The following is a 26,722-nucleotide window of genomic DNA, read 5'->3' as shown; positions in this document are numbered from 1 at the left end:
TTGCTTTACAACACCAGCGCTTCTCTGCACATCACAATCCTTCCTCTACCACAGCGGAATCTTCCTGAAATAAAATCTGTGCACTGCAAGCGTGCGGCGCTGCACTTAAATGACGCACAGATCGTGTTGTCTTTAGGCCTGTTTCCTCAGACATCTCATTCCTGACACGCTTTTTATCCCCATGCAATCGGTTGCTAATTCTGGCAACCGATTGCGCATTCGATTGCGGTTCCAAATTGGCATGAAATTGAATGGAGTGTGGTTAAGCTATTGACATGTAAGAATATTATCACGATTCCTTATTGGCATAGCGTTTGCAACATACCTTGAAGGCAACTCATCGCAATTTTACTTCTCAAGGAACCGTTATGCCTCACGCCTCTGAAACGCTGCTACGCGCCAGCTTTTTTGATTTCACCGCACTGGCCTCTCAGCCCGATGATATCGCTGCGCATGCGCGCTACCTCGAAGACGGCTTGCTGACGCTTCGCGAGGGTAAGGTGGTGTCGCTTGAAAGCTGGGAGATTGCAGAAGGGCGCACTGATACCGCCAGGGTAATCGATCTGCGCGGCAAGCTCATCGTGCCGGGTTTTGTTGATACGCATATTCATTACCCGCAAACAGAGATGATTGGCGCATTTGGCGAACAGCTGCTGGAGTGGCTGAACCAATATACTTTCCCGGTCGAGAGCCAGTATCACTGCCCGGATCACGCCGCGCAGATGTCAGCCTTCTTCCTTCAACAGCTGTTATCCAACGGCACCACCACGGCGCTGGTGTTTGGCACGGTGCATAAACAATCGGTAGATGCGCTGTTCCAGGCCGCGCAACAGCTGGATATGCGCCTGATTGCCGGAAAGGTGATGATGGACCGCAATGCGCCGGAGTATCTGACAGAAACGCCGGAAGAGAGTTATCAGGACACACGTGAACTGATTGAACGCTGGCACCAGCGTGGGCGCCTGAGCTATGCATTGACGCCACGTTTCGCACCCACCTCCTCGCCAGAACTGCTGGAGAAAGTTCGTCAACTGCGCGAAGAGTTTCCGGATACCTGGTTGCATACCCACCTGAGCGAAAACCAGCAGGAGATCGCCTGGGTCAAATCACTGTTTCCAGAGCGGGACGGCTATCTCGATGTTTACCACCATCATCAATTTACCGGTAAGCGCAGCGTCTTTGCGCACTGCCTGCATCTGGAAGAGAACGAATGGCAATGCCTGCACGACACTGATTCCTCCATCGCCTTTTGTCCGACGTCGAATCTGTTCCTCGGCAGTGGCCTGTTCAACATTAAACGCTGCTGGCAGCAGGGCGTACGCATGGGCATCGGCACCGATGTGGGCGCAGGCACCACCTTTAATATGCTGCAAACGCTGGGTGAAGCGTACAAAGTCGGGCAGTTGCAGCAGTACAAACTCAGCGCCTGTGAAGCCTTTTACCACGCGACGCTGGGTGGCGCGCATGCACTGTATATCGACGATAAAATTGGCAATTTTAATCCCGGCAAAGAGGCGGATTTCGTGGTGATCGACCCGGCGGTTTCGCCGCTGCAAAAACTACGGAGTGCCAACAGCAAAGATATCTGGGAACGCTTGTTTGTGATGATGACGCTGGGAGACGACCGCAACATTGCGCAAACCTGGGTCAGTGGCAAACCGGTGTGGCAGCGCGATCGAGAAGAGGCAACGGTATGATCCAGTTTCTGCTGAATAATCGGCTGGTCACCGAAACGGCCTTAGACCCGAATATGACCGTGCTTAACTATCTTCGCAGCCATCAACAGCGGCGGGGAACCAAAGAGGGCTGCGCGTCAGGTGACTGCGGCGCCTGTACGGTGACGCTGGGAAAAGTGGTGGCGGGGCGTATGCAGTATCAGGCCATCAACAGTTGCCTGACGCTGGTCAGCAGCTTACAAGGCAAACAGCTGATCACCGTGGAGGATTTGAAACAGGGCCGCGAGCTGCACAGCGTTCAACAGGCGATGGTGGATTGTCACGGTTCACAGTGCGGCTACTGCACGCCTGGCTTTGTCATGTCGCTCTTTACCCTGCAAAAAAATACGCAGGGCTGGGATCAGCAGCAGGCTGAACACGCATTAGCGGGCAATTTGTGTCGCTGCACGGGCTACCGGCCAATTATGGCCGCCGCACAGCAAGCCTGTGCGCAACCCTTAGAAGATAACTTTATGGCGGATGAGTCAACACTGGTTCAGCGCTTACAAGCGTTGAATAACCGGGAAGTGCAAATGCTTGAAGCCAACGGCAGCCGCTGTTTCATCCCGAAAACGCTGGCTCAGCTGGCGGCACTGTATCAACAGTATCCGGAAGCGCGACTGCTGGCCGGCGGTACCGATCTCACTCTGCAAATTACCCAGCAGTACCAACGTTTACCGCTATTAATCGCGCTGGAGCAGGTTAAGGCGTTAAGCACCTGTACTGAAGATGAGCAGGAAATTCACCTTGGCGCTACTGCGCCGCTTCATCATTGCTATCACTTCCTGGCGGCGAGAATTCCTGCCTTCAGTGCCACACTGGAGCGCTTTGCGTCATTGCAGATCCGCAATCAGGGTACGCTCGGCGGCAATATCGGCAATGCTTCGCCGATCGGTGATTGTGCGCCGATGCTGCTGGCGCTCAATGCGCGGCTGGTGTTGCAGCAAGGGGAAAACACACGTGAAGTACCGCTGGATCAATTCTTCATCGGCTATCGGCAAACGGTATTGCGGGCAGGTGAATTTATCCGCACCATTGTGATACCGAAAGTGACGGTGTCACCTGATTTTGTGGCCTGGAAAGTGGCTAAACGTTTAGACGACGATATTTCGGCGGTATTTATCGCCATCAATATTCAGCTTAAAGATGGCGTGGTGGTGCAGGCACGACTGGCATTTGGCGGCATGGCCGCTACGCCAAAACGGGCAAGCGCAGCCGAGGACGTCCTCATCGGCCAGCCGCTGAATCAAACCACTATTGAGCAAGCCTGCGCGGTACTCATCCAGGATTTCCAGCCGTTAAGCGATTTCCGTGCTAGCGCCGATTACCGCTTGCAGGTCGCACGCAATCTGCTGCGTCGATATTACGCGCAAACTTGTGGCGAACTGACCATCACAGAGGTAGCGCGCTATGTCTCATAACCGACCCGAACTCAGCGAAACGCTGTTAAAGAGCCAGTTTGCCAGTGAAATGAAAACCGGCGTGGGCCGCAGTCAGAAACATGAAAGCGCCGATAAACACGTCACGGGTGAAGCGATCTACATTGATGACCGGCCGGATCTGCCCGGCCTGCTGCATCTTTGCCCGCGTCTCAGTGAACATGCGCATGCACGGATCACACATGTCGATGTGCAGCCTTGCTATGCCGTGCCCGGCGTGGTGACCGTTCTGACCTGGCGCGATGTGCCGGGCCTGAATGATGTTGGCCCGTTAGAACCGGGCGATCCGTTACTGGCAATGGATGCCGTGGAGTATCTGGGGCAGATGGTGATTGTGGTGGCAGCGGATTCACCTGAAGCCGCGCGTGCCGGTGCCGCCGCCGCCATCATTGAATATCAGCCGCTGCCGGCGATTCTGGATGTGCGTGCTGCACTGGAGCAGCGTCACTTTGTGCAGCAGCCGCACGTTCATCAACGGGGTGATGCCGAAGCGGCGCTGGCGCGTGCGCCGCATCGTATTCAGGGTGAATTCCATATTGGCGGGCAGGAACACTTCTATCTGGAAACCCAGACCGCCCTGGTGATTCCTGGCGAAGATGACAGCCTGCAGGTTTTCTCCTCGACGCAAAACCCAACGGAAGTGCAGAAGCTGGTGGCCGAAGTGATGGACATCACCATGAACAAAGTCACCATTGATATGCGGCGGATGGGCGGTGGATTTGGCGGTAAAGAGACGCAGGCTGCGGGCGTCGCCTGCCTGTGTGCGATTGCCGCGCGACAAACGCGGCGTCCGGCAAAAATGCGGCTGGCGCGACGCGATGATATGCGTAACACCGGCAAGCGCCATCCCTTCTTTGTTCGTTACGATGTGGGTTTTGATGATGAGGGCCGCTTCTGCGGCGTCAAAATCGATCTGGCGGGTAACTGCGGCTATTCACTCGATCTCAGTGGATCGATCGTCGATCGTGCGATGTTTCACGCCGATAATGCCTATTACCTCGGTGATGCGCTGATCACCGGTTATCGCTGCCGCACGCACACCGCGTCTAACACCGCCTATCGCGGATTTGGCGGTCCTCAGGGCATGGTGGCGATTGAGCAGATTATGGATCACATTGCCCGCGAGCGCGGACTGGATCCGCTCGAACTACGTAAGCGAAACTATTACGGCAAGCAGGATCGCAACATCACCCATTACCATCAGCAGGTGGAAGATAATTTGCTGATGGAGATGACGGAGCAGCTGGAAGCCAGCAGCGATTACGCCACGCGCCGAGCGGACATCACGGCGTTTAACGCCAGCAACCGTTTTATGAAACGTGGTCTGGCCTTAGCGCCGGTGAAGTTTGGCATCTCCTTTACCTCCAGCTTCCTCAACCAGGCCGGTGCCTTAATTTTGATCTACACCGATGGCACGGTGCAGCTCAATCACGGCGGCACCGAAATGGGCCAGGGATTGAATACCAAAGTGGCGCAGATTGTGGCGGAAGTGCTGCAAATCGATGTCAGCCAGATTCAGGTCACGGCAACCGACACCGGAAAAGTGCCGAACACCTCACCCACTGCGGCCTCCAGCGGGGCCGATCTCAACGGCAAAGCGGCGCAGAACGCCGCGCAGATATTGCGCGACCGCATGACGAAAATGCTGTGTCAGCAGCATCACTGCACGGCCGACGTCGTCTCCTTTAGCAATGGCATTGTGCGCGTCGGCGAACAGCACTTCACCTTTGCGCAGGTGGCGCAGCAGGCGTGGCTGAATCAGGTGCCATTATCCGCCACCGGATTTTACAAAGTGCCAGGCATCCATTACGACCGCAACGCCGGACGCGGTAAACCCTTCTATTACTTCGCTTATGGCGCAGCGTGCTGTGAAGTGCTGATGGATACCCTAACCGGCGAATATCGTTTGCTGCGCGCGGATATCCTGCATGACGTTGGCGCCTCGCTCAATCCGGCGCTGGATATTGGGCAAGTGGAGGGCGGTTTCGTGCAGGGCATGGGCTGGTTAACCTGCGAAGAGCTGGTGTGGAACGATCAGGGCAAGCTGCTGACGGACGGCCCGGCGAGTTACAAGATTCCCGCCATCAGCGATGTCCCCCATGATTTGCGCGTCACGCTGGTTGAAAATCGCAAAAATCTTCAGGACACGGTGTACCACTCGAAAGCCGTGGGTGAACCGCCATTTATGCTGGGCATTGCGGTGTGGTGTGCATTACAGGATGCGGTTGCCAGCGTAGATAATTATCGCCGCCATCCGCAGTTGGATGCCCCCGCCACGCCCGAGCGCGTTTTCTGGGGCGTGCAGCGCCTCTCAGGAGCGGATGATGATTTATCATGACTGGATCGCTGTATTGCACAGTTTGCGTGAGAAACGTGAGAGCTGCGTTTTAGTCACCGTGCTAAGCCAGCGCGGCTCGGTTCCGCGCGATCGCGGCAGTAAAATGGTGGTCAGCGCCAGCGAAACTTATCTCACCATTGGCGGCGGCCATCTGGAATATCAGTGCATTGCGCTGGCGCGCGACATGCTGGCACAGCGTTGTCTGGAGCCGCGCAGCGAAGAGTTTGCGCTGGCCGCGCGCCTTGGCCAGTGCTGCGGCGGGCATGCCACGCTGCTGTTTGAACCTCTGATGCAGCAGCAGCCTGAAATCCAGCTGTACGGCGCGGGCCACGTTGGGCAGGCGCTGGTCAACCTGCTGGCTACGTTACCCTGTCACATTACCTGGATTGACAGCCGCGCCGCCCAGTTTCGCCATGTACCACCGGGCGTCACCGTGCGCCAGGTGGAGGACCCGATCGATTGCGTTAAAGAGGCCGCGCCAGACAGCTATTTCATTGTGATGACCCACGACCATCCGCTGGATTTGGCGCTGAGCGAAGCCATTTTACGGCGCGGTGATTTTCGCTATGCCGGCGTGATCGGTTCGGCTACCAAAGCCCAGCGCTTTCGCTATCGTCTGGAGGGCAAAGGCATTGCCGCGGATGCACTGGCGCGACTGCGCTGCCCGCTCGGTCTACCGGATGTGAAAGGCAAACTGCCGGCGGAGATTGCCGTGGCGGTGGCGGGCGAAATCATCAGCGTGTATCAGCACCAGCAGAGCGGTTGTTGAGTGGCGTTGAAACTGCCAGGATAGAAACATCCCGCCGCACCGGTTGCGGCGTTGCTGATTATCAGGAGCGATAATGACTTCACGAGCCAATCCGTTTTTCACCGTCAGTTCATTGCCATATCAAACTCCGCAGTTTGATCTGATTCAGGAAGCCGATTTTCTTCCAGCGCTTGAAGCGGGTATTGAAGAGAAGCGTCAGGAAATTGCCGCCATCGCCAACAATCCTGAACCTGCCACGTTCGCCAACACTTATGAAGCTCTGGAGCGCAGTGGGCAGCTGCTCAGCCGCGTCAACCTGGTATTCGGTGCCATGACATCGGCGAATACCAGTGATGAGTTGCAGGAGGTTGATGAGCTGATCACCCCTAAACTCACGGCGCTGAGTGATGAAATCCATCTCAACAGCCAGCTGTTTGCCCGCCTCGACAGCGTTTACCAGCATCGCGGTTCTGCCTGTCCGGATGCCGAAGCAATGCGCCTGGTGGAAGTGACCTGGCAGCACTTCCAGCTAGCCGGCGCCAGTCTGAGCGATGCCGATAAAGACCAACTTCGTGCCTGTAATCTGGAACTCGCCTCGCTGAGTACACGTTTTGGCAACAAGCTGCTGGCGGCGACCAAAGCGGGTGCGTATACGGTGAGCAGTGTGGCGGCGCTGGCGGGATTGAGTGAAGAAGAGTTAGCGCATGCCAAAGCCGCGGCGGAAGCGCGTGGATTGCACGGCGAATGGCTGCTGCCGTTACAGAACACCACGCAACAGCCCGCATTGCAGTCGCTGGAAGTACGCGCCACGCGTGAAGCGCTGTTCAATCAGGCACTCACGCGCAGCGAACAGGGCGATGACAACGACACGCGCGCGATTGTATTACGAATGGCACAGCTGCGCGCAGAGCAGGCAAAGCTGCTCGGTTTCAATACCTACGCCGAGTGGAGCATGCAGGACCAGATGGCGAAAACGCCGGATGCTGCCTTTGCGTTTATGCGAAATATCGTTCCGGCCGCGCGAGCTCGCGCGGAGCGAGAAGCCTCAGATATTCAGCAGATCATTGAACAGCAGCACCACCATTTCCCGCTGCGCGCATGGGACTGGAACTTCTACGCTGAACAAGTGAGAAAAGAGAAATACGCCTTAGATGAGAGCCAAATTCGCCCGTACTTTGAGCTGAATAATGTGCTGGAAAAGGGCGTGTTCTGGTCTGCCAGCCAGCTGTTTGGTATCCGCTTCCAGCAGCGCCACGATCTGCCGGTGTATCATCCGGACGTCAATGTTTATGAAATCTTTGATGCTGACGATACGCCGCTGGCGCTGTTTTATACCGATCTCTACAAGCGGGATAACAAAAGCGGCGGCGCCTGGATGAGCAACTTCGTTGATCAGACCACGCTGCTTGGCACCAAGCCGGTGATTTACAACGTCTGCAACTACACCAAACCGCAGGCCGGGCAACCCGCGTTACTGAGCTGGGATGAGGTCATTACGCTGTTCCACGAATTCGGCCATGCACTGCACGGTCTGTTTGCCACCCAGCGTTATCCGAGCCTGTCCGGTACCGCTACGCCGCGTGACTTCGTTGAGTTTCCTTCGCAGATTAACGAGCACTGGGCCAGCGATGAAGCAGTGTTTGCCAACTATGCCCGCCATTATCAGAGCGGTGAGGCGATGCCCGTTGAACTGCGCGAGAAGATGGTCAGCGCGTCTAAGTTCAACAAGGGTTACGACATGACCGAACTGCTGGCAGCAGCCTTGCTGGATCTGCAATGGCATTCACTGACCACGCATGACAACCCGCAGGATGTCAGCCACTTTGAACTACAAGCGCTGGCGGCAGAGAACATTGCTTTAACCACCGTACCGCCGCGTTATCGCTCCACCTATTTCCGCCATATCTGGGGCGGTGGGTATGCAGCCGGTTATTACGCCTATATTTGGACGCAGATGTTGGCCGATGATGGTTATCAGGCCTTTGTTGAACGTGGTGGGTTGAGCCGTGAGAATGGCCAGCAGTTCCGCGATCATATTCTTTCACGCGGTAACAGCAGCGATCTGCAACATCTGTGGCTGGCATGGCGCGGCAAAGCACCGGAGATTGGTCCGATGTTGAAAAATCGCGGTTTAGAAGAGGCATGATAAACAGGGCGCACGGCGTGAAGTGAACCCTGACAGTTGGACACCGTTTCAACGAGTATGGAGTCATTCCAGCGGTGCGCCCTGGCGTTAACCCAGCGGACCACCTTCAATGGTGTCGCACATGCCGGCTAGCACTCGCTCGCCGGTTTCGTTTTTCAAATCGGCGTACCACGCAGCGGTGATTTCAGCATCTTTGGCATGCGTCACGTCGCAGCGTTTGCGTGCTTTCAGCACAAGGTCTTTAGTGCGTTCCACGCGGCGCGCCTCGTAGCGCAGCAACCCATCTTCGATACCCAGCGAATGTGATGCCAGCGTTTGCGCCAGCACCACCGCATCTTCCATCGCCGCACAACCGCCCTGGCCGATATCCGGAGTGGCGCTGTGTGCTGCATCGCCTAGCAAGGCCACGCGACCTTTGACGAAACGGTTAAACGGTTCGATGTCGTGAATTTCAACCCGGTTAGTAGTGTCTGGGTTGATGGTGTCAATCAGGCGCTGCACCGGATCGGCCCAGCCGGTGAAGTAATTTTTCAGATCCTGGCGAAGGGTGGAACGATCTTCCGCTAACCCTTTGGGCAAAGGCACGTCAAAGAAGAAGTAAAAGCGGTTGCCGCTAACCGGCATTAAAGACACGCGCTTGCCTTCACCGACAAAGGTTGTCCACTGATCGGCTGGGGCAATGCTTTCGTCGATGGTCACTAAGCCGTTCCAGTTAACGTAACCGGCGTAGCGTCGTTCAACATTCTCACCCAGTACATAGTGGCGGATCACGGAATGCGTGCCGTCGGCGGCAATCAGAAAATCTGCTTCGGCCTGGCTGCCATCATCAAACCAGGCGGTAACGCCCGTGGCACTTTGCTCGACGTTGGTCACGCGTTTACCAAACTGAATACGCGAGCGACCGTAGGTTTCGATCAGCATCGCCTGTAACTCGGCGCGAGCGACCGGATAAGGGTATTCGCCCACCTGCTGCACCAGCGGTGACAGGCTGAAGCGGGTGAGGGTGCTGCCACTGTGCGCATCGTTATAGGCCATAAACGCCATATCGCCGCCCAGTGCCTGCAGTTGCTGTTTCATGCCGAGCGCATTCAGGCATTTTACGCCGTTGGGCCAGATAGAGATTGCCGCACCGACCGGCTTCATCTCTTTGACCGCTTCAAAAACGGCAGTCTCGAAACCCGCTTTCTCCAGCGCAATCGCCGCGCTCATGCCGCCAATACCTGCTCCAATCACAATCGCTTTCATTACTGTCTCCTTTGTCTACCTGCTTACACCTGCAACTTTCGTACCATTAGCTTGTCCTTAAGGTGATTTCGATTAATCCATTGATTCATAATGATTAACGGTGGTTGCGTGTTGCGTGCACTGCACCGTTATCGCGCAACAATTTGCACGGCAATAGGGCGGCGAAACCAAAGGGTGAATCAAAGGTTCCAACATGGCATTTGGCTGCGTAGACGCCATACTATGTAGAACCTTTTCGCGAGGAATTTCCTATGAAGTGGATAATGGTGTTTGTGGTGCTGTTCAGCGCCAGCGCACTGGCGCAAACCAAATGGCAGCCTGAAATGAAAGCGCCGGTGGCACAGCTGACGCCGATTGCCGCCAAATGTGACCTCTCTTCCTGTCAGCAAAATTGCTATGTACAGCAATCACAGTGCAAAAACGATAACGGCGGTGGTTGTGGATCGCTCGCACAAATTTGCGTACAAAACTGTTCGAACGAGTGTCGATAAATGAAATAAATCTGTCATAACAGGGTGCTAGCGTGTTTCCCCGGCAAGGTAATATTCTGATAACAGGGGAAAATAATGAAAACCCGCTACACACTGATTGCAACGGTTTTACTGCTCGCTCAACAGGCTCATGCGACTACACTGCCGCAGGCGGCCGCACTGGCAGCACAAACTTCTACCGGTTCAACGCCAGGTTATACGCAACTGGAACAACAGTCACTGCAGGCGCAACGCGCCTGGCTGCAAGGTGACAGCGCGACACTGAAACGTGAGCAGCTGGAAAAAGCCAAACAGACCAGCACGCAGGCAGATAAAGCCTGGCTGAAAAGCAGCGGTTACGATTTCAACGTTAAACAGAATCAGCAAGCCGGTATCGCGCTATTGTCTGGATTCAGCACCTTGCCAGACAGCGTGTTGAATGCCAATCGCGCCACTGTCACCGATATCAACCTGAATGCCACGCAGAACGTGCGCCATCAGGCGTTACAGGATGCGGAAGCGATCAGCTCCCTCTATTTCCTGTCTGATGCCATGGGACCACGTCTTGGTAAAGCCTTCATCGCGGCTTATGACAAAGGCGAACTCAGCAAAGCTGCTGCGCTAATCAAAGCCAGTGAAGTCAGCACCAGCGCTGCCAAAAAACATTTTAACTATCCGCGTCCGTTCCTGCATGAAGGCAATACAATTCATCTGGTGCCGGATGATGTGGTGGTGAAAGACAATGTGCGCTATACCGCGGACGGCGGTTCGTTCCCGAGCGGCCACACCAATACCGGTTACACCGATGCACTGCTGATGGCTGAAATGGTGCCAGAACGCTTTGAAGCGCTGGTGACACGTGGCGCGCGTTATGGATATTCACGTCTGGTGTTGGGCGTGCACTATCCGCTGGACGTGATGGGTTCACGTATGGTGGCAGAGCGCAACGTGGCGACTTACCTGAACGATGCACGCTATCAGGTGCTGTTCAAAGAGGCGCGCGATCAATTGCGCACCGCGCTGGAAAAAGAGTGTGGTACCTCACTGGCGGAATGTGCACGCACAACCGGGAAGGACGATCCTTACCGTGCGCCGGATCTGAAGCAGTTCTATCGTTTCACCCTGAGCTACAATCTGCCGAAAGCCAACGTGAAAAACATGCCGGTTCAGGTGCCGCAGGGCGCAGAAATCCTGCTGAAAACCGCGCTGCCTAAACTGTCTGATGCGCAGATTCGTCAACTGATGGTGAAAACGGCCTTGCCAAACGGTTATCCGTTGTCGGGCAATGCCGAGCAATCCTTCTGGCAACGCGTCGATCTGACCGCCGCGTACGCTATGGCGAAGTAATGCTGAGGCGGGCACTGGCGTTGGTAATACGTCGGTGCCCGCAGTGCTAATCAACAATAAACAACTTCGCGCCGTGCGTAGTCGAAGAACGATGTGCTTCGGCGTTATCGGCGACCTGATAGCTCACGCCCGGCGTCAGGGTGAAGGTGCGGCCATCTTCCAGTTCGGTGATCATCTCTCCTTCCAGACACAGCAATATATGACCTTTACTGCACCAGTGATCCGCGAGATAGCCCGGTGAATATTCCACCATGCGCACGCGAATATCGCCAAAGCGCTGAGTACGCCACAGCGCAAAACCGCTGTCACCGGGATGTTTTTCGGTTTCGAGGGTGCTCCAGTCGGTAATGCCAAACGGTAGTTGATTGATCTGCACGACGCTATCCTTAATGAAATCGACAAGAGCACAACATTACCGTCTGGCAAAATAATAACCAGATAATTCAACCCACTTCGTGCCACATTTCGCCCATCGCCAGTTCCAGTCTTTTGAATACCCGATAGCGCGCATCATGAAAAGCAAAGCGCTCCGGGCGTGGCTGCAACTCGCCGGGATTAATTTGTACCGCTTGCTGCACCGCCGCCGCCAGATTTGGCCAGACGCCCACGCCGACGCCCGCGCAAAGCGCTGCTCCCAGGGCACCGGTTTCTTTGCACTCTGCCACGCGAATGGGAATGCCCAACACATCAGCAAACATTTGCGGCCAGATACAGCTACGCGCCGCGCCACCAGAAAGAATCGCGCGGGTTACGGGAATGCCCGCTGCACGTAAGCGATCGATGTGGGCGCGGTGGGCAAAGGTGACACCTTCAAACAGCGCAAACAGCATGTCCGCGCGCGTATGCCAGCCACCCAGCCCGTAAAATCCCGCTTTTGCCGGTTCAGATTTACGTCCCGAATAAAGGTATGGATGATAAAGCGGCAGCTGCGCGTTGGGCTCGACATGCGCCACGGTATCGCTGCTGCGCGCCGCGCCATTGCCAGCGCGGCCATCGTCGAACTCCCGCAGGAACCAGTCGAGATTGGCGGCCGAGGTGGCGCTGGCTTCAATTGCCATAAAGCGGTCATTTTCAATAATCGAATTCATGAACACCGGGCGCTGGTAATCCGGTTTGTCCACCACCACCTGATTGATACTCCAGGTCCCTGCGACGATGGATGCCTCTCCGGTTTTGACCACGCCGGAGCCAATGGCGCTGGCCACCACATCAAAAATGCCGGCCACCACCGGAATGCCAGCAGGCAATCCGGTTAATTGCGCCGCGCGTGACGTCACCTGGCCGATCACCGCGCAAGATTCGCGCAGTGGCGGCAACAGGTCTAACGCCTCTTCAATCCCATACAGCGCCATCAACTCGCGGCTGTAATCACGCTGGCGATAGTCAATTAATCCGGCCCCAGCGGCATCCGAAACGTCAGCGCTGACCGCGCCACTGAGGAAATGGGCGATAACATCTTTGGCACAGAGTAAATGGCCAATCTTTGCCCAGCGCTCCGGCTGATGCTGTTTGATCCAGCTGATCAGCACCGGCGTGGCGGCAGGCCAGGGTTTTTGCAGCGAAATTTGATAAATGGCTTTATCAGCGCCGCTGGCCTCCAGCTGATGAACAGTGTCTATGGCGCGATGATCGATGGATTGAATACCGAACAACGGCTGTAGCTGTTTATCCAGCGCATACAAGCCGTTGCCGTGACCCGCCGCGCCCACGGCGATGATCGCATCTGCCGCGCTGCCCGCCTGTTGCAGGCAGCGACTGACGGCCACGCTGACACCATGCCAGATATCTTCCACCGGACGCTCTGCATAACCTTCCTGCGGCTGGTGGGTTTCCCCCGCGCATTCGGCAACCGACAGCACGCGCCCACTGAGATCAAACAGCACCGCTTTGATCATGGTGTTACCGGCATCAATGCCGAGAAGTTGACTCATATCCGACTCCGATTCACTGACGAAGACGGCGCACCGCTTAAGCGCCGGTGCAGGTAATACTCAACCCTGCTGGTAAATGTCTAATGCATCCGCGCCGCTGACGCCCTGATGGATAATCGCCATCAGCGCTTTCACCACGCGTGATGGGTTATCGTGTTGGTAAACGTTACGGCCATACACCATGCCGCTGGCGCCTTGCGCCATCAATGCGGCGCTTTTGGCCAGTACCGGTGCCAGTTCGCCTTTGCCCCCACCGCGTACCAGCGTCGGACAGCGCGCCGCTTCCACCACACGGTGAAAATCTTCTACGTTTTCCGTCGGATCGGCTTTGATGATGTCGGCGCCGAGTTCACGCGCCAGACGCACCAATGGTACGATTTTCTCCACATCACCGAGCGAACCGTAAGCCGCGCCTTGTCCGGCCGGCGCCATCACCAGCGGTTCGATCATCAGCGGCATGGCGTAGCGATCGCAGGCCTGACGCAGACGACCGATATTCTCCACGCACATGCGGAAAATGCCGGGTTCATCGGGGATCAGGTAGAGATTCACCACCACCGCAGCCGCATCCATCTGCAACGCGGCGAGGATTGGCTCATCCGGGTTGTGCAACACCGCCCACATTTCGCGATGGCGCGCCGCGTTATAGGCGTTACCGACATCCGTGCGCATCACCAGCGCCGGTTTTTGCCCCGCGACGTGCTGCAACAGATCGGCCTGTCCGTAATTCACCTGTATGGCATCAGGTTGCGCGGCGATCAGGTTTTTCATCACGCCCTCGATGTTTTCCAGCCCAATCAGAAAATCAGGCTCGTTGGCAATGCCGTGGTCGATGGCCACATCAAGGCATTTACCGTGTTGAAACAGACGATTCATGCGGACTTTATTGCTGATTAACATGGCGTGTTTCCTCCTGGAAAAAAGTGGGGTTAAGACCGGTTAAACCGTGCAGTTGCGCCAGACTGGCGCAACTGCTTTGCAGATGATGTTGTCGTTGAGTGGCGTTCCAGCCGCGCAGGTCGGCCATCAATTCAGCAATTTCTGTCACCAGCGAGGGTGTTAATTCTCCGCAAATCGCCAGTGAGGTGCGTCGCACCAGCAGGTCCTCAAGTTGTTGTACCTGCTCATGCTCAATGAGGTATCGGAGTTCCAGTGCGCTATATCCTGCATGATGCTGCAGCGGCTGCTCCCCCTGCTGCTGGATAAGCTGCAGGATTGGCAGGGCGCGGCTGCCATAACGGCGGACTAACTGTGATACGCGGGATAAGGGCAGTGAATATTGCTGTGCGAGTTGGGCAAGCCACGCGGTTTGCCCGGAAGGTGCAGGGAAGTCGCGTCCGCCGCCGATGGGTAGATCGCCGCTCGACACCCGGCGTTTTTCTCCGATCAGACGCAACACCCGATCCGCGGCTTCTTCACCAAACTGACGGAAGGTGGTCCATTTTCCACCGACCAGGCACAGCAGACTGTAAGCATGTGCGGCGTCGGGTGGCAGCAGCACCAGAGAGTGGTTACGTGAGATCTGCCCATTCACTTTGGCATCGCTGGCAGGAAGCGGGCGTACACCGCAGAAGGTGTAGAGAATTGACGATTCGGGTACCACAACATCTGGGAAAACAAAGCGTAACGATTCAAGAATGTAAGCTTTCTCCTCTTCCTCGCACACCACGCTATCCGGATCGTCCACGCGGATATCCGTGGAACCCAGTAACACCTTGCCGAACCAGGGAAACATGATGCAGACGCGGCCTTCCTGGTTTTCGAAATAGACCATCTCGCCGTCGAGCAGGTGTAACAGTTCGGGGTGATCGATGATCAGATGCGAACCCTTAGTACCGCCAATCAGTTTGGTGAAATGTTCAGTGGGCGCCAGGCGCTGATTGAGCTGATCTATCCACGCACCGCCGGCATTCACCAGCACATGCGGCTGCAAGGTAAAATGCTCACCACTGAGTGCATCCTGCAAAGTGACAGATTCTCCGTCGGCGCTGACCAGTTGCAGATAATTCAGCGCCAGCGCGTCCGGGCAGGCGCGCTCGGCATCTTCAATCAATTCATAACCCAGTCTTTCCGGCGCACTTATCCAGGCATCGTAGTAGCTGGAGCTGTATTTCACCCAGGGAGCAAATGCGGGCCAGCGGTCGCGCGTGGCTGCCTCGCCGCGCACCTGATGTTTAGGCATTGAGCCGTACTGTCTGGTGTAGACATCGTAAAGACTCAGACCGGTTTTGATCAGCAGTGCGCCGCGTCGCGTGGGTTTGTCGCTCAAACGCAGAAAGCGCCGCGTGGCATTAATTAAACCGCCGCCGAGGTTGTCGATGGGGACGGTGGTGCGCAGCGGAAAAACATAGTGTGCCGCGTTTTTCAGTAGCCGGTCACGCTCAATCACCGACTCTTTGACCAGCGTAAATTCGCCGGTTTCCAGATAGCGCAGTCCGCCGTGGATCATGCGCGATAAAGCACCGCTGGCCGCCTGGCACCAGTCACCTTTTTCCACCAGAATCGCGGGAATACCCTGCAACGCCAGTTCGCGAAATGTGCTGATGCCATTGATGCCACCACCGACAATCAACACCGGTGTGGACGTGCGTTGTCGCAGTGCGCTAAATCGCTGCTCGCGTGTTGCATTATTCTCCATGGGTTGCTCCCCGGCTCTTGGCCATTTCGAGTACGCCTGCTGCGGTGGATTCGTCTGTTAACTTTTTAATGAGAGGGTGTGTCAACGTTCTGGTAGCAGTGAATGCAAATCGCATCATGAGATTTAAATCGTTGACGTAAAAAGGAGTTATGGTTAATGAGATTTTCAAGAGTTGTGATTAATCTCACAAAGACGGGGTCGTGTGAGGAAGTCAAACTTTCTGCAATTGGGTTGAAATTAGTTCCATGTCAAAATAGTGACTTAACTAAAACATAAAGGATTAATATGAACTTCTCGAAGATCGCCATTGCGATCGGCATGCTGGCGAGCACCAGCGTCCTCGCACAAACCACTTTACCCGACGCCATTATCAAACCCTTGATGCAGCAATATCAGATTCCGGGCATGGCGGTGGCCATCTTGCACGATGGAAAAACCGAGTTTTACAACTACGGTGTAGCATCCAAAGAGACTCAGCAGCCGATCACCTCACAAACCATGTTTGAAATCGGGTCGCTGAGTAAAACCTTTACCGCTACCTTAGCGAGCTATGCGGCTCAGCAGAAAAAACTGCAGTTTAGTGATAAAGCCAGCACATGGTTGCCGGAACTGAAGGGCAGCGCTTTTGATCAGGTTTCCCTGCTTAATCTCGCCACGCACACTTCGGGCACGCCGCTGTTTGTGCCAGACGATGTGACCAATCAGCAACAACTGATGAACTGGTACAAACACTGGCAGCCACAGGCTCAGCCGGGCACACAGCGTGTTTATTCCAACTTAGGAATTGGCATGCTGGGCATGATCGCTGCCAAAAGTTTGCATCAGCCGTTTATTAGCGCAATGGAACAGCAATTGCTGCCTGCGATGGGCATGCGTCACACCTATGTTCAGGTGCCTGCATCAGCCATGGGTCAATATGCGCAAGGCTATAACAAGCAAGACAAGCCGGTGCGTGTGACGCCAGGCCCATTGGACGCGGAATCCTATGGACTGAAATCGACATCCGCTGACTTGATTCGCTGGTTGGCAATTCAACTGGATGAACAGAAGGTCGCGGCGGAGTGGCAGCAGGCGATTGCCACCACGCATCAGGGCTACTACAAAACCGAAGCTTTTACGCAGGCGATGATGTGGGAATACTATCCGCTGCCTGTTTCATCGCAGCAGTTGGTGGAAGGCAACAGCGGTCAGCGCATCATGAAAGGGATGTCGGCCACATTGATCACGCCACCGCAGGCCGCACCGCAGCAGGCTTGGTATAACAAAACCGGATCGACCAATGGCTTCTCGACCTACGCAGTGTTTATTCCGTCGCAGAAAATTGCGGTGATTATGCTGGCGAATAAATGGTTCCCGAATGACGATCGCGTCATCGCAGCGGACAAAATTATTCAGGCGCTGGGTCAATAACTGACGGCGGGGCGCACCTCGTCGCCCCCGATTAAATGGCCGGTTACTTTCGTGCATCCAGTGCGAGTTTGACGACCATTCCTGCCAACACCGTGCCCATCAGCCAGCGCTGCATACGTTGCCAGCTGGGTCGCGCCAGTAAAAATGTGGAGACCTGACCAGCGGTGGTAATGAAAATCGCATTCACCGTCAGGCTAATCACAATTTGGGTGACGCCCAATACCAGCGACTGCAGCAGCACGCTGCCGTGATTCGGACTGATAAACTGCGGCAACAGCGACAGAAACATCATGGCGATTTTCGGGTTTGCGAGGTTAGTGAGGAAACCCATGGTGAACAGTTTACGCGGATTGTCGGCGGGGAGATCGCGAACCGCGAAAGGCGAGCGTCCACCGGGCTTAAGTGCCTGCCACGCAAGATACAGCAAATAGAGTGCGCCGCCGAAACGCAACGCGTCATAGGCCCATGGAACGGCGAGCAGCCACGCGGTGATACCCAGCGCCGCGCACAGCATATAAAACACAAATCCTAACGCGACGCCGCCAAGGGAGATATATCCCGCCTTTTTTCCCTGGCATAGCGAACGCGAAACCAGATAGATCATATTGGGCCCGGGAGTGAGCACCAATCCCAATGCCACCAATGCAAAGGCAAACCAACTCGACAGTTCCGGCATGCAACGCTCCTTGCGTTATTGTGGTTTATTCTGGTATCAGGTTATTCCGTCCAGAATATTAAGGAGATAAGCGTGAGAACACAAAAGCGTTGTATGGGATATATCGCTATCGTGGTGGATGATTATGACCGCGCGATTGAATATTACACGCAAAAGCTAGGTTTCCATCTCATCGAAGATACACCGCAGCCGGGTAAGCGTTGGGTAGTAGTGACTCCCAACCCGCAGAGCGATTGCAATTTGCTCCTGGCACAGGCATCGAACGAGCGCCAGCAAGGATTTATCGGTAATCAATGCGGAGGCCGCGTCTTTCTGTTCTTACAAACGGATGACTTCTGGCGCGATTACCACCAGATGAAGGCAAATGGCGTCACTTTCTGTGAAGAACCCCGTGAAGAGGAGTATGGCACGGTGGTGGTCTTCGAGGATCTCTACGGCAACCGCTGGGACCTGTATCAGAACAAATGACTTGGCGGTCATTCACCGCCTCAAAACCCAGGTTTCATACAGCGGTTGAGCGGCCGGTAATGGAAGCCTGAGATAATCTGATTGCCCACTTTAAACAGGTAGATGCGGGCAGTGAAATTCTCGTCAGCCAGCGGATCAATATATTTCCCGACGGCGGGATCCTGTGTATCGGGACCCGCAATGCGAAAAGATTTGCGAGTGGATACCGTGAACGAATCGGGGTGGTAGTCATAATCAAGGTTCACGGTGCGATCAACGTTAATCCTGCGTTCCATCCCCTGCGGCGACATAAATGCCAGATAAGCATTTAAATGACCTTCACGACTGCCGCTCAAAATATCCCAATAGCCATGGCTTATCACGGTCCGGTCAGGTTCATCGTAAATGATATAGGTCTCGGCCCGGCAATCGCCAGATAATGGCCGAACAAAGTAGGGCAGTGAAAACCAGCCAAGGAACAACGCCAACAAACAGCATGCCGCAGAAACAGCGATTTTCATGGATGGTTCCTCCCGATAACCGCAAATGTCTGGCAAGTGGTCGTCTTCAGTTCAAGTTCGCCATCGCACACAAAGAAATTAATAGAGTTGCCACGATCGGCATTAATATAGATTTTGCTTTGCGGGGTAAGCGAGACCTGCATTTTGCTGAGCCAGTAATTAACGCGTGTTGCCGACTCTGTTTTGTCATTTTCCACATACTGTGAAAACAGCAAAGTGTGTCCATTCAGCTGGAGTGGTTCACCATAACTCAATGGATGGATCAATTTTTGGCCGCGAAGCAGGGCGCCCGCTATAAAAAACAGGCAGGAAATACCTAGCGTAATAAGAATTAATCTTATTTTAAACGATTTCTTCTTTAGGTCTGATGTCGGTGCGGTTGTAGCAGATAACTCTGAGGCTCCGCTGTATTCATTATCGGTGCTGTGAGGTTCTGGTAAAAAATAACTCTGCGAGTCGGAAATCAGCGTGATGCAATTGGGTTTTAAGCGATAGCCCATGTATCCCAGTGTTTCGAGGATCTCTTCTTCAATATCCAGCGATGCCAGTGATTTTCGGATGCGAAAGAGAGTTTGCCGCACGGTATTATCGGAGACTACAGCACCATGATTTTTCCAGCAGGCATCATGCAATGCTTCTTTGGAGACAATATTGCCTTCATGCTCACACAGGTACATCAGGCAACTTTTACTTTGCCTGCTAAGGATAATCTCTTTATCTCCCAGCCTGATCAGACCGGTATCGGTAAAAAAAATAATTGTCACTTCTGCTCTATCCCCGCAGCGCATCGCCAAGGCGCACTTTACATTGAGCTGATTATAACACGGTCTGAAAAAAGGACATGTAGAGGATGTTAATCAGGCAGATAACAGCCTTGTCACAGGTTTATCATGATGATTTATAACATAATAATATGAATTGCGGTGACTTTTAAGTGACATTTTCGCCAGCATATTGAAAGCCTTTAATCAGGCGAATAATATGCGCATCAGATTAATCGCATGGCATGATTTAATATCGTTCAGATGAATCTGTAATAATGAGATATGGGTGTGATTACAATTGAGGAATATTAACTATGCATAGCGCCATTAGAATAACGACAAGTAGAATTAAACATAAAAACATCGCTATCATGACGCCGAGCGCGATTACTTACTACGGCATTCGCGCCATGTTGACAACTTTGAATGGTGTTACTGTGACACATCACCCCATCCAAACCCATGATGAACAGATCAGTATCATTGATAAGGATTTAGATCTTATTATTATCGACACCGAGGTAGGAAATGCAGATGTCATCTCGGTGCTGATAAAATCTTACTCACCCACTGCATCCGTCATGATATTGACCCGTGCTTCTGATATCAGACTGTTACAAAAATATAAAAAATCAGGTGTGCAAGCGATATTAAATAGAAAAAGCAGTCAGCGCGAGGTTGAAGATGCGGTAACAGCGGTGCTTGAGCATCGGGTATGGGGATTTGAAGTAAAAATTGCTACGCCGCAAAAGGATACATCCCCTCGACAGTTATTTTCATCGAGAATGTATGAAGAAGCGATGCTCTCTCTTACCACTACTGAAAGAACGATCATCCGCTCAATTTATCGCGGCCGCACCGTCACGGATATTGCCGTTGCCAAAGACAAAAGCATTAAAACTATTAGCAGCCAAAAACAGGCTGCGATGCGTAAACTTAATGTGAGAAACCTGGCTGAACTCCATCAACGCTATCACGCCTGGCTGGAATAGCGCGCCCGCTCATTGCCTTACAGCACACCGCGAGTCAATCGCACATCTTTTCTAACCGGGAATTCATCCCGGTCTACTTACGCTTGAAAGCCTCAGTCGCGATTTAATGTGATGCATTTCATAGAATCGCGCCCTGACGTTAGGTGAAATGTCGAACGATTGTTATGAATGAAGCTCAATTTAGTTTCATTCGAAGTAATTGGAGCGACAAAATGAATACATCCTTTACCTCAGTACAACAACCCGAAGATGCAAAGCAGCAAATCCGCCTGATGAAACAGGTGCTCAGAGAGCAAATCGGCGATGTTGAGGGGCTGTTTGAGCAGGTCAGGAGCAAAATCCTCAGCGAAATTGCTGCAGCACGCGAGGAAGAAGCGCGAAATGGCACAGCCTGGCCGCAGGTACATTGGGAGGACATCGCCGCAGGGCGTATTTCCGAAGAGGTGAAGGATCATATTCGTCGTCGCGGTTGCGTGGTGGTGAAACAGACCTTTGCGCGCGAGCAGGCGCTGGGCTGGGATGCATCGATGCTGGAATACCTTGATGAAAATGATTTTGATGAAGTTTATAAGGGACCGGGTGACAACTTCTTTGGCAGCCTCGATGCCTCACGCCCTGAAATCTATCCGATCTACTGGAGTGAAGCGCAGATGTCGGCGCGTCAGAGCGACGCCATGGCACAAACTCAATCCTTCCTGAATCGCCTGTGGACATTCGAGTCCAACGGCACACGCTGGTTCGATCCTGATGTCAGCATTATCTATCCCGATCGTATTCGCCGTCGCTTGCCTGGCACGACATCTAAGGGGCTGGGTGCGCATACCGATTCTGGCGCGCTGGAGCGCTGGTTACTGCCGGCTTATCAGCAGGTGTTCACTAAAATCTTCAATAACCAATTCGATCAATACGATCCCTGGGATGCGGCACATCGCACGGAAGTGAATGAATATCAGGCCGGCACCACCACCAAATGTTCAGTCTTCCGCACTTTCCAGGGATGGACTGCGCTATCAGACATGCAATTGGGTCAGGGTTTGCTACATGTGGTGCCAGTACCGGAAGCGATGGCGTATCTGTTGCTGCGTCCGCTGCTGAAAGATGTGCCAGAGGATGAACTCTGCGGTGTTGCGCCGGGCAAAGTACTGCCCATCTCAGAGCAGTGGCATCCGGAACTGATCGAGGGGTTGTGTTCCATTCCAGCAATGGAAGCGGGTGATTCTGTCTGGTGGCACTGCGATGTCATCCATTCGGTTGCACCCGTTGAGGATCAGCAAGGTTGGGGTAATGTGATGTACATTCCGGCAGCACCCTTGTGCGAGAAAAATGCCGCTTACGCCACTCAGGTTGCCCAGGCGCTGGCAACCGGTGCCTCACCGGGTGATTTCCCTAAAGAGGACTACGAAGCCAGCTGGCGCGATCGTTTCACTCTGGACGCGTTAAACAGCAACGGGCGTCGCAGTCTCGGATTGGGTTAAGTTTCTGGTAAGCTGAATAAAATTTAAATTGAAGCAGGCACTATGAACGCACGTCATCAGCACATTATCCAACTGGTCAGCGAACGCGGCAGCGTCAGCGTCAGTGAACTGGCGCAGACCACCGGTGTTTCCGAGGTGACGGTGCGTCAGGATCTGAATGTTCTGGAAAAGGGCGGTTTTCTGCGCCGCGTGCACGGTTCTGCCGTGGCGCCAGAAAGCGATGATGTCGGCGCACGCATGCAAACGCGTTTTGCCGTCAAAAAACGTCTGGCGGAGTACGCCGCTTCGCTGGTTAACGCGGGTGAGACGGTGTTTATCGAAGGCGGCAGTACTAACGCCTTGCTGGCACGCGAGCTGAGCGAACGCGGTGATATCACGATCATTACCGTCAGCCATTACATCGCGGGATTGCTGCGAGAAAAGGGTGGTGATGTGATCATTCTTGGCGGGCTGTTCCAGAAGAGCAGTGAGTCGGTAGTGGGGCCGCTGACGCGATTGTGCATCCAGCACCTCAACTTCCATAAAGCCTTTATCGGTATCGACGGCTGGGATGCCATAACCGGTTTTACCGGTCGTGATATGCTGCGCTGCGACGTGGTCAACGCCATCATGGAAAAGCAGACGCACACTGTGGCGCTCACCGATTCATCCAAATTTGGTCAGATACATCCTTTCGCTCTGGCACCCACGCTGCCGTTTAAGCAGGTGATCACCGATAGCCAACTCTCTCCGGTGTATCAGGATATATTGCGCCAGCAGCCAATGGAGTTAACGCTGATTTAGCGGGAGCAAGGCTAACAGGCGTGACAGGAAGCCCGTACGATCAGTTCCCCTTGTGCGATAAGGTGGAGTGGGCTGGCCTCAGGATTGTCCAGACGGTGCATCATCGCCACCACCGCGTTATGTCCAATAGCATTGAAGGGCTGTTTCCAGGTGGTTAACGGAATACCCAGTAACGCGGAATATTCATTGTCATCAAAACCCACGACGTTGATTTTGACTCCCTGCTGACTGCAGAGGGATAGCAACTTCATCGCGGTAAAGTCATTGGCACACACTACATCACGCGCGCCACTTGCCAGCAGATGGTGGATAAAATCAACGTGATTTAGTTCGCCTTCATGCTGCCATGTTGGCTGGGGAGAAATGCCGGCTTCCTGCAACGCCAGTTGATAGCCAAGCATTCGCATATAAACCGTGTTTGCGGAGAAACGTTCACAAAGGAAATCAATGCGGCGAGGGTGATCGGCCAGTAAATGGCGCGTCATCACGGCACCTGCTGCGATGTTATCGATGCCAATTAAATCCCATCGGCTGCGCGCGGGCCAGCGCACCACGTCACTGTCAAGCAGCACCACACTCATGCCGTCGCGTTCCAGTTTACTGAGAATCAGTTGATTGATCTCAGCAGCGAAGGGATGAAATTCAATGGGTATAAAGAACACGCCTTTCACACCGCTACGTTGATAGCGCTCAATCACACCCTCAATCTTGCTGATGATGGCCTGCCGCGAAGCTCCCGTGCCCAGCGTCATGACACCGTTCCACACCAGATCAAAGTTGAAGGGCTGAGACAAGGCGGCAATGGATTTGAAGATCTGTTCAAACAGAAATCCACTTTCATTGGCTTCCATGCGCGGCGAAAGAATACCCAGCGCCATCGCGGGAGGCAGGTGAGCAATCTGACTGGGTTCAGAATAGGCAATGTAATGCCCCGAACCCTGGGTACTGCTGATGAGTCCCTGTTCTCGCAAGCGTGACAATGCGCGAGACAGCGTTGGGCGTGAAACATTCAACTCAGCACACAGCTTCATTTCCGTCGGCAAACGTTCACCGCTGGCGTAATCACCACGTTGAATACGTTGGGTTAATTCAAGATAAACGCGATCCAGCTTGCCTGATTTCGCCATAGTGCGGTTTGCCCGTTGATCAACAGTTCCAGCGATGGAACACATTAAGGGAGTTAATAAGTAAAATCAACAATCTGAAAAACGTGCAAATTTGTAAACTATCTGTGGATGAAGATGAATATGGAATGATTACATCTGAACGGCTTGAAAGGAAAATAGCGCACAATCCGAGCGAAAACTTGTGATCAACTTCTCTAAACCGCTTTTTCTGCTCGATATGTAATCCATTTGTGTTTGATTTGTGATCAATTCCAAAAGAAAAAGTAAAAATGTTGCGTAAGGTTGTCATCAGTTGTCAGGCATTTAATTTTACAAATTTGTAAACATAAACCCTACATCTGTGCCTTTTAGGGCCAACTGAGGAATGACACATGTCTCAATACGCAGCATTGGTAGAGAAGGTCATTAATGAAAACCGCGACACGCTGTTGGCGGTTGATCCGCAGCAAATCGACCAGCTCATCACAGAAATCCGCCAGGCGAAAACCATCCAGCTCTATGCCATGGGCCGCATGCAACTTTCAGTGCGTGGCTTTGCCATGCGCCTTAAGCATATGGGATTTGACAGTTACGTCGTGTATGACACCACGTCGCCTTATCTTGGCAAGGGTGATTTGCTCATCGTGCATTGTGCCGTCACCAATGTAGAACTGAATATCATCAAGCTGGCGAAAGAAGCAGGTGCACGCATCGTGTTGCTCACTGCCCACCCTGAAAATGAACATGGTCAATATGCGGATTTAGCCGTGCGTGTACCCGGCCAGATATTTGGCGGCGATCAGGAAATTCCCTCCATTCAGCCAATGTCCACCTTACTGGAACAGTCGCTATTCCTCTTCACCGATATCGTCACCATGATGCTGATCGAGCAGTGCGGTATCCAGATGGATGCGATGAAAGCCAGCCACACCAACCTCGAAGGGTTGCCTCATAAGTTTGCCTGAGCGGAGCACATGTGATGAAAGACGGTGACATCATTCAGATTGCTCATCTGGTAGAAGATCTTGATGCGGCAATGCAGCACTACTGGGAAGCCTTCAACATGGGCCCGTGGGATGTCTATACCTACGGGCCACATAACGTGAATCAGTCGATTTACCGTGGCCAGCCAGCAGAGCACATCTACAAAATTGCTGTGTGCTGGATTAATGGCGTACAGATGGAATTGATGCAGCCGGTCTCTGGCTACAGCATCTATGACGAATACATCGAAAAGCACGGGTACGGCTTACATCACCTCAAACTCTATTTTGCCGATTGTGAAAAGGCGCTCGAAACCTACAAGGCACGCGGATATGACGTCGTGCAGAGCGGCAACATTGGTGATGACGTTTTCTATTACCTCGATACCGAGGAGCGTTTTCAGGGTGCCGTGATCGAAATCGGTAACGCTGGCTCCATTCCTGAACCTGAACGGCGCTATCCCGCCTGATAAAGGACACATATCATGATGAAAACGCGTAATGCTCTGACGTTAGCACTGCTGCTGGGCATAACCTCACTCTGCGCATCGCTACCAGCACAGGCGGCAGATGAATACACCATGGTCGGTATTCCCAAGCTGCGTTCTGCGTGGTTTAACGACTATGAAACCGGTCTGAAAAAAGCCGCCAAAGATTTCAAAATCGATGCCTATCAGCAGGCGCCAGCCTCCGCTGATGAAGCGCAGCAGGTGCGCATTATCGAAGACAGTATTACTCAGGGTGCCAATGCCCTGCTGGTGGTGCCGAATAATGCCAGCTCGGTCGAGCCTGTGTTTAACCGTGCGCGCAGTCAGAAGATTGTGGTCATCACCCATGAATCAGTGAACCAACCGGGCGCCGACTATGACGTTGAGATGATCGAAAACGAAAAATTTGGTCGCTACATGATGGATGAATTCGCCAAACATGCCGGTGGCAAAGGAGAGTTTGCCATTTATGTAGGTTCACTGACCGTACCTGCGCACAACACCTGGGCAGATGCCGCGATCAAAGAAATGAAAGAGAAATATCCCGATATGAAGCTGGTCTCCGATCGCTTCCCGGTGAGTGAAGATCGCAACGCCTCGCGTCAGAAAACACTGGAGTTGCTCTCTACCTATCCAGATTTGAAAGGCGTGCTGGCATTTGGCAGTCAGGGTGGTCCAGGTGCGGCACAAGCGCTGCGCGAAAAAGGTCTGGTGGGCAAACTCACTGTCATCGGAACGACGTCCCCGAAAGAGAGTGCCACCTTCCTGAAGGATGGTTCCTTAACCGAATCGATTCTCTGGAGCCCGGGTGAAGCCTCTTACGCCATGGCCTACATTGCCAAAATGGTGCTCGATGGCAAGCGGGATCAGATTAAACAAGGTTTGGAAATCCCCACGCTTGGCGTCCCGACCATCAATGGTCAAAACATCATCTTTGATAAACCACTGACGGTCACCAAAGACAATTACAGCAAGTACGATTTTTAATCATAAGGGCGGCATTCGTGTCGCCCCAAACCCTGAACGTTTTATTGTTGAGGCGTCATCGATGATGCCCGTC

24 protein-coding genes are annotated in these 26,722 nt (G+C 53.7%); 15 read left to right on the top strand and 9 right to left on the bottom strand.

All coding sequences use genetic code 11. The features are described from left to right. Nucleotides 1–368 precede the first annotated feature (368 nt). The 5 genes from guaD (at nt 369) to dcp (ending at nt 8,386) form a co-directional block, all read left to right on the top strand. Nucleotides 369–1,697: a guanine deaminase gene (gene guaD, locus ACXI0A_RS11850; RefSeq protein ID WP_476148677.1), complete on the top strand. Its 1,329-nt coding sequence runs from the start codon at nt 369–371 to the stop codon at nt 1,695–1,697. Next, nucleotides 1,694–3,136: a xanthine dehydrogenase small subunit gene (xdhA, locus tag ACXI0A_RS11845; RefSeq protein ID WP_476148678.1), complete on the top strand. Its 1,443-nt coding sequence runs from the start codon at nt 1,694–1,696 to the stop codon at nt 3,134–3,136. Before guaD ends, xdhA begins: the two co-directional genes overlap by 4 nt. Further along, entirely contained in the window at nt 3,126–5,492 is a 2,367-nt protein-coding gene (gene xdhB / locus ACXI0A_RS11840; RefSeq protein ID WP_476148680.1) for a xanthine dehydrogenase molybdopterin binding subunit, read from the top strand. Before xdhA ends, xdhB begins: the two co-directional genes overlap by 11 nt. Next, a complete protein-coding gene (gene xdhC, locus ACXI0A_RS11835; RefSeq protein ID WP_476151058.1) occupies nt 5,479–6,261 on the top strand; it encodes a xanthine dehydrogenase accessory protein XdhC in 783 nt (260 codons plus the stop codon). Before xdhB ends, xdhC begins: the two co-directional genes overlap by 14 nt. A 73-nt stretch (nt 6,262–6,334) precedes the next feature. Continuing rightward, the gene (gene dcp / locus ACXI0A_RS11830) at nt 6,335–8,386 is read left to right on the top strand and encodes a peptidyl-dipeptidase Dcp (RefSeq protein WP_476148682.1); all 2,052 of its coding nucleotides are present in this window, start codon (nt 6,335–6,337) and stop codon (nt 8,384–8,386) included. 87 nt (nt 8,387–8,473) lie between these two features. Here the strand turns inward: dcp and hpxO are convergent, their stop codons facing one another. Next, entirely contained in the window at nt 8,474–9,631 is a 1,158-nt protein-coding gene (gene hpxO / locus ACXI0A_RS11825) for an FAD-dependent urate hydroxylase HpxO (RefSeq protein WP_476148683.1), read from the bottom strand. Between the two features lie 251 nt (nt 9,632–9,882). On the opposite strand from hpxO, the gene ACXI0A_RS11820 reads away from it, so the two are divergent. Together ACXI0A_RS11820 and ACXI0A_RS11815 are read left to right on the top strand one after the other, a co-directional pair. Further along, entirely contained in the window at nt 9,883–10,122 is a 240-nt protein-coding gene (locus ACXI0A_RS11820; RefSeq protein ID WP_476148685.1) for a hypothetical protein, read from the top strand. Nucleotides 10,123–10,197: 75 nt separating this feature from the next. Continuing rightward, a complete protein-coding gene (locus tag ACXI0A_RS11815; protein ID WP_476148687.1) occupies nt 10,198–11,448 on the top strand; it encodes a phosphatase PAP2 family protein in 1,251 nt (416 codons plus the stop codon). A 46-nt stretch (nt 11,449–11,494) separates the two neighbouring features. On the opposite strand, the gene ACXI0A_RS11810 is transcribed toward ACXI0A_RS11815, so the two are convergent. From ACXI0A_RS11810 to ACXI0A_RS11795, 4 genes are all read right to left on the bottom strand, one after another. Then, on the bottom strand, nt 11,495–11,824 hold the full coding sequence (locus ACXI0A_RS11810) for a DHCW motif cupin fold protein (RefSeq protein ID WP_045833384.1): 330 nt from the start codon (nt 11,822–11,824) through the stop codon (nt 11,495–11,497). Between the two features lie 67 nt (nt 11,825–11,891). Then, complete coding sequence (locus ACXI0A_RS11805) at nt 11,892–13,379, bottom strand: FGGY family carbohydrate kinase (protein WP_476148689.1); 1,488 nt, start codon at nt 13,377–13,379, stop codon at nt 11,892–11,894. Between the two features lie 60 nt (nt 13,380–13,439). After that, nucleotides 13,440–14,279, bottom strand: a complete 840-nt coding sequence (locus ACXI0A_RS11800) for a class I fructose-bisphosphate aldolase (RefSeq protein WP_476148690.1) — start codon at nt 14,277–14,279, stop codon at nt 13,440–13,442. Next, nucleotides 14,263–16,017 carry an FAD-dependent oxidoreductase gene (locus tag ACXI0A_RS11795; protein WP_476148692.1) on the bottom strand — a complete coding sequence of 585 codons (1,755 nt, stop codon included), beginning with the start codon at nt 16,015–16,017 and terminating at the stop codon, nt 14,263–14,265. The genes ACXI0A_RS11800 and ACXI0A_RS11795 overlap by 17 nt, the downstream gene beginning before the upstream one ends. Before the next feature lie 285 nt (nt 16,018–16,302). Here ACXI0A_RS11795 and ampC point away from each other — a divergent pair, with 285 nt between their 5' ends. Next, complete coding sequence (gene ampC / locus ACXI0A_RS11790; protein WP_476148694.1) at nt 16,303–17,427, top strand: class C beta-lactamase; 1,125 nt, start codon at nt 16,303–16,305, stop codon at nt 17,425–17,427. 43 nt (nt 17,428–17,470) lie between these two features. On the opposite strand, the gene ACXI0A_RS11785 is transcribed toward ampC, so the two are convergent. Further along, nucleotides 17,471–18,103 (bottom strand): LysE family translocator, encoded by a 633-nt coding sequence (locus ACXI0A_RS11785; RefSeq protein ID WP_479485257.1) that lies wholly within the window; start codon nt 18,101–18,103, stop codon nt 17,471–17,473. A 72-nt stretch (nt 18,104–18,175) separates the two neighbouring features. Between ACXI0A_RS11785 and ACXI0A_RS11780 the strand changes: the two genes are divergently transcribed. After that, complete coding sequence (locus ACXI0A_RS11780; protein WP_476148697.1) at nt 18,176–18,571, top strand: VOC family protein; 396 nt, start codon at nt 18,176–18,178, stop codon at nt 18,569–18,571. Between the two features lie 20 nt (nt 18,572–18,591). Here the strand turns inward: ACXI0A_RS11780 and ACXI0A_RS11775 are convergent, their stop codons facing one another. Beyond that, nucleotides 18,592–19,071, bottom strand: coding sequence for a hypothetical protein (locus ACXI0A_RS11775; protein WP_476148699.1), 480 nt, complete (start codon nt 19,069–19,071; stop codon nt 18,592–18,594). Beyond that, on the bottom strand, nt 19,068–19,835 hold the full coding sequence (locus tag ACXI0A_RS11770; RefSeq protein ID WP_476148701.1) for a winged helix-turn-helix domain-containing protein: 768 nt from the start codon (nt 19,833–19,835) through the stop codon (nt 19,068–19,070). Before ACXI0A_RS11770 ends, ACXI0A_RS11775 begins: the two co-directional genes overlap by 4 nt. 314 nt (nt 19,836–20,149) lie before the next feature. Between ACXI0A_RS11770 and ACXI0A_RS11765 the strand changes: the two genes are divergently transcribed. The 3 genes from ACXI0A_RS11765 to ACXI0A_RS11755 all read left to right on the top strand — a co-directional run bounded on the left by ACXI0A_RS11765 (nt 20,150) and on the right by ACXI0A_RS11755 (nt 23,085). Then, complete coding sequence (locus ACXI0A_RS11765; RefSeq protein ID WP_476148703.1) at nt 20,150–20,827, top strand: LuxR C-terminal-related transcriptional regulator; 678 nt, start codon at nt 20,150–20,152, stop codon at nt 20,825–20,827. Nucleotides 20,828–21,039: 212 nt separating this feature from the next. Next, nucleotides 21,040–22,302, top strand: coding sequence for a YbiU family protein (locus tag ACXI0A_RS11760; protein WP_476148705.1), 1,263 nt, complete (start codon nt 21,040–21,042; stop codon nt 22,300–22,302). 42 nt (nt 22,303–22,344) lie between these two features. Further along, nucleotides 22,345–23,085 (top strand): DeoR/GlpR family DNA-binding transcription regulator, encoded by a 741-nt coding sequence (locus ACXI0A_RS11755; protein ID WP_224928268.1) that lies wholly within the window; start codon nt 22,345–22,347, stop codon nt 23,083–23,085. Nucleotides 23,086–23,096: 11 nt separating this feature from the next. Here the strand turns inward: ACXI0A_RS11755 and ACXI0A_RS11750 are convergent, their stop codons facing one another. Next, the gene (locus ACXI0A_RS11750; RefSeq protein ID WP_476148708.1) at nt 23,097–24,212 is read right to left on the bottom strand and encodes a GntR family transcriptional regulator; all 1,116 of its coding nucleotides are present in this window, start codon (nt 24,210–24,212) and stop codon (nt 23,097–23,099) included. A gap of 371 nt (nt 24,213–24,583) precedes the next feature. Here ACXI0A_RS11750 and ACXI0A_RS11745 point away from each other — a divergent pair, with 371 nt between their 5' ends. The 3 genes from ACXI0A_RS11745 to ACXI0A_RS11735 are packed head-to-tail and all read left to right on the top strand — an operon-like array spanning nt 24,584 to nt 26,649. Next, on the top strand, nt 24,584–25,156 hold the full coding sequence (locus ACXI0A_RS11745) for an SIS domain-containing protein (RefSeq protein ID WP_058960523.1): 573 nt from the start codon (nt 24,584–24,586) through the stop codon (nt 25,154–25,156). A gap of 14 nt (nt 25,157–25,170) precedes the next feature. Beyond that, nucleotides 25,171–25,644 carry a VOC family protein gene (locus tag ACXI0A_RS11740; RefSeq protein ID WP_224928272.1) on the top strand — a complete coding sequence of 158 codons (474 nt, stop codon included), beginning with the start codon at nt 25,171–25,173 and terminating at the stop codon, nt 25,642–25,644. A gap of 15 nt (nt 25,645–25,659) precedes the next feature. Continuing rightward, a complete protein-coding gene (locus ACXI0A_RS11735; RefSeq protein ID WP_224928277.1) occupies nt 25,660–26,649 on the top strand; it encodes an autoinducer 2 ABC transporter substrate-binding protein in 990 nt (329 codons plus the stop codon). The last annotated feature ends 73 nt before the right edge of the window (nt 26,650–26,722 follow it).

This window comes from Pantoea sp. C1E2 (assembly GCF_056491465.1).
This window is presented reverse-complemented; position numbering and strand designations above follow the sequence as displayed.

Coding starts and splice junctions, on each gene's coding strand:
- guaD (WP_476148677.1), top strand. CDS start 369: ATGCCTCACGCCTCTGAAACGCTGCTACGCGCCAGCTTTTTTGATTTC.
- xdhA (WP_476148678.1), top strand. CDS start 1,694: ATGATCCAGTTTCTGCTGAATAATCGGCTGGTCACCGAAACGGCCTTA.
- xdhB (WP_476148680.1), top strand. CDS start 3,126: ATGTCTCATAACCGACCCGAACTCAGCGAAACGCTGTTAAAGAGCCAG.
- xdhC (WP_476151058.1), top strand. CDS start 5,479: ATGATTTATCATGACTGGATCGCTGTATTGCACAGTTTGCGTGAGAAA.
- dcp (WP_476148682.1), top strand. CDS start 6,335: ATGACTTCACGAGCCAATCCGTTTTTCACCGTCAGTTCATTGCCATAT.
- hpxO (WP_476148683.1), bottom strand. CDS start 9,631: ATGAAAGCGATTGTGATTGGAGCAGGTATTGGCGGCATGAGCGCGGCG.
- ACXI0A_RS11820 (WP_476148685.1), top strand. CDS start 9,883: ATGAAGTGGATAATGGTGTTTGTGGTGCTGTTCAGCGCCAGCGCACTG.
- ACXI0A_RS11815 (WP_476148687.1), top strand. CDS start 10,198: ATGAAAACCCGCTACACACTGATTGCAACGGTTTTACTGCTCGCTCAA.
- ACXI0A_RS11805 (WP_476148689.1), bottom strand. CDS start 13,379: ATGAGTCAACTTCTCGGCATTGATGCCGGTAACACCATGATCAAAGCG.
- ACXI0A_RS11800 (WP_476148690.1), bottom strand. CDS start 14,279: ATGTTAATCAGCAATAAAGTCCGCATGAATCGTCTGTTTCAACACGGT.
- ACXI0A_RS11795 (WP_476148692.1), bottom strand. CDS start 16,017: ATGGAGAATAATGCAACACGCGAGCAGCGATTTAGCGCACTGCGACAA.
- ampC (WP_476148694.1), top strand. CDS start 16,303: ATGAACTTCTCGAAGATCGCCATTGCGATCGGCATGCTGGCGAGCACC.
- ACXI0A_RS11785 (WP_479485257.1), bottom strand. CDS start 18,103: ATGCCGGAACTGTCGAGTTGGTTTGCCTTTGCATTGGTGGCATTGGGA.
- ACXI0A_RS11775 (WP_476148699.1), bottom strand. CDS start 19,071: ATGAAAATCGCTGTTTCTGCGGCATGCTGTTTGTTGGCGTTGTTCCTT.
- ACXI0A_RS11765 (WP_476148703.1), top strand. CDS start 20,150: ATGCATAGCGCCATTAGAATAACGACAAGTAGAATTAAACATAAAAAC.
- ACXI0A_RS11760 (WP_476148705.1), top strand. CDS start 21,040: ATGAATACATCCTTTACCTCAGTACAACAACCCGAAGATGCAAAGCAG.
- ACXI0A_RS11755 (WP_224928268.1), top strand. CDS start 22,345: ATGAACGCACGTCATCAGCACATTATCCAACTGGTCAGCGAACGCGGC.
- ACXI0A_RS11750 (WP_476148708.1), bottom strand. CDS start 24,212: ATGGCGAAATCAGGCAAGCTGGATCGCGTTTATCTTGAATTAACCCAA.
- ACXI0A_RS11745 (WP_058960523.1), top strand. CDS start 24,584: ATGTCTCAATACGCAGCATTGGTAGAGAAGGTCATTAATGAAAACCGC.
- ACXI0A_RS11740 (WP_224928272.1), top strand. CDS start 25,171: ATGAAAGACGGTGACATCATTCAGATTGCTCATCTGGTAGAAGATCTT.
- ACXI0A_RS11735 (WP_224928277.1), top strand. CDS start 25,660: ATGATGAAAACGCGTAATGCTCTGACGTTAGCACTGCTGCTGGGCATA.